This window comes from Moorena sp. SIO1F2 (assembly GCF_010672755.1).
Lineage (GTDB): Bacteria > Cyanobacteriota > Cyanobacteriia > Cyanobacteriales > Coleofasciculaceae > Moorena.
Map to the genome: position 1 here is coordinate 1 of NZ_JAAHFV010000604.1, position 2067 is coordinate 2067.

The window sequence follows — 2067 nt, forward strand, 5'->3', positions numbered from 1 at the left end:
TTTTTTTTTTTTATGATTCGGCGACCAACCAGATCTACACTCCTTCCCTTCCCCACGCTCTTCCGCTTCCCAATTAGAGTAGCGATTGTGCCGTTCTAGCCAATGGTAAATGTCCTTAAAGTCGATGTGCAGCATATCATTTTGAAGATAGCCAGCTTTGCCTTCTAAGACAACGTGTTCATGCACTTCGTTGTCTCCAGTATTGGGAATTCCTTCCGTTTTCAGGTTTTCGTAGCGACCTTTTTCGTGTTTAAACAACCGTAGATTCCAGTCTGGATATTTGCCACCAAAACGAATCCATTGTCCTAGGAAGAATACTTTACGATTGATATAGTAGCCGTTATAATCATGATTTTCGATTGCCACAGCAATCTCATCCCAAAGTTCTGGAGTAATGCGCTCGTCGCAATCAACAATTAATACCCATTGATTGCGGAATTCAAGATTGTCTAAACTCCAGTTCTTCTTTTTGGGCCAAAACCCATTAAAATGGAATTGAACTAGGTTTGCACCGTATTCTTCCACAATTTCAATGGAGCGATCGCTGCTTTGGGAATCGACAACAAAAACTTCATCTGCTCTATTAACACTCTCAAGACAAGCTGGTAAATTAGCCTCTTCATTTTTGGCTGGAATTAGAACTGATACCGGAAGTTTAGTGTTAGGGGATTTCATAATTAAACACCTGCAATTGTGGAAGTTTTATTAAAAGTCTATTGGCCAATAATAACTAACAGCAAACCTTAACTAAAATTAAGGCTTATCAGTAAACATTGAACAGTCAACAATCAACCAAAAGTATCTGTGCTATTGCAAAGGGAACAGGGAACAGGGAACAGGGAACAGGGAGCAGGGAGCAGGGAGTAGGGAACAGGGAACAAACATTCTCTCAATTCCTACACGGATTGCTATATAATATAAGATTACCTCTTATCCAGTCTCATTAATTACTGGACTGGTTGTGGGATACAGAGGAGTTGCTCCTTTGTAGCATTCCTTTAATTACTGCACTCAGATAACCGATTTGACCATAGGCATAAACCAAATTATCAAAGCGCAGAGCTGGATTGCGGAAGTGCTTCAAGGATTTGTAGATTCCTCGCATCATTCGTTCACCTCCCCGTAACAATTGGGCAGTACCAGCACGACCAACCAATTGTTCCCGGTAACACTCGCTAATACCTTGCCACCAACCACGATTCAAAAACCAACGTTTATTGATTCGTTCTGGGGCAACATTGTGAGCCACTAGAGCATCAGGTAGATAAGCAACATGCCAACCATCCTGGAGAGCTAATTCTGTCATATGTAACTCTTCATTAGATAACAAATTTTTCCCCACACGACCTAAATTGACATCAAAACCACCGATTTTCTCCAGGAAAGTCCGCCTGATCGAGTAATTTAAACCTCTGGGAGTCAAACCAGGATTTTGGATCTCAATTAGGGTTTCCCCTAGGTCATAAGCTCCCAAATTTCCGGCTAGGTCTGGTGATAACCAGGAGGGAGAGGTAATGCCATCTGGCCACAATAGGGTTACTTTACCACCAGCAATTGCTAGTTTCTCGTTGCTTTGATAAGCTTCGTAAATTGTCTTAAGCCAACGGGCACTGGCAACGGCATCATCATCCAGATAAGCTAAAATAGCAGCACGGGCAGTGGCCGCCCCGGTGTTACGAGCTACGGATAAACCAAGTACGGGTTCATAAATATAGTTTAGTCGAGAGTTGTCTAAGCGTTGGTCAACTATGTTACGGGTGCGATCGCTTGAGGCATTATCGACCACAATTACTTCATAATCGGCAAAATCCTGCTGTAGCAAGCTATCAATGGCGGCACCCAAATATTGTTCGCGATTGTGGGTGCAGATGATGGCAGAAATTAGAGGCTCTGACATAGGGAACCTGATCGAAGAAGCTTCATTCTTAGTATTCCCTACTCAACCAGGATTGTTCAACCTTTTTTATTACCATGATTAACCCATATAGTGTTAATGGGTTATAAATCAGTTGCACAGAGACATTACACTGAAGTCAGTAGTTCAAGCTTCTTTACAAAGATTTCCAT

2 protein-coding genes are annotated in these 2067 nt (G+C 42.1%); both read right to left on the bottom strand.

Translation table 11 applies throughout. The annotated features are described in order from the left end of the window. On the bottom strand, nucleotides 1-675 hold a 675-nt coding region (locus F6J94_RS33280), incomplete at its 3' end, for a glycosyltransferase family 2 protein (protein ID WP_293048094.1). Nucleotides 676-943: 268 nt separating this feature from the next. Beyond that, nucleotides 944-1897, bottom strand: a complete 954-nt coding sequence (locus tag F6J94_RS33285) for a glycosyltransferase family 2 protein (RefSeq protein WP_293048096.1) — start codon at nucleotides 1895-1897, stop codon at nucleotides 944-946. Nucleotides 1898-2067 lie beyond the last annotated feature (170 nt).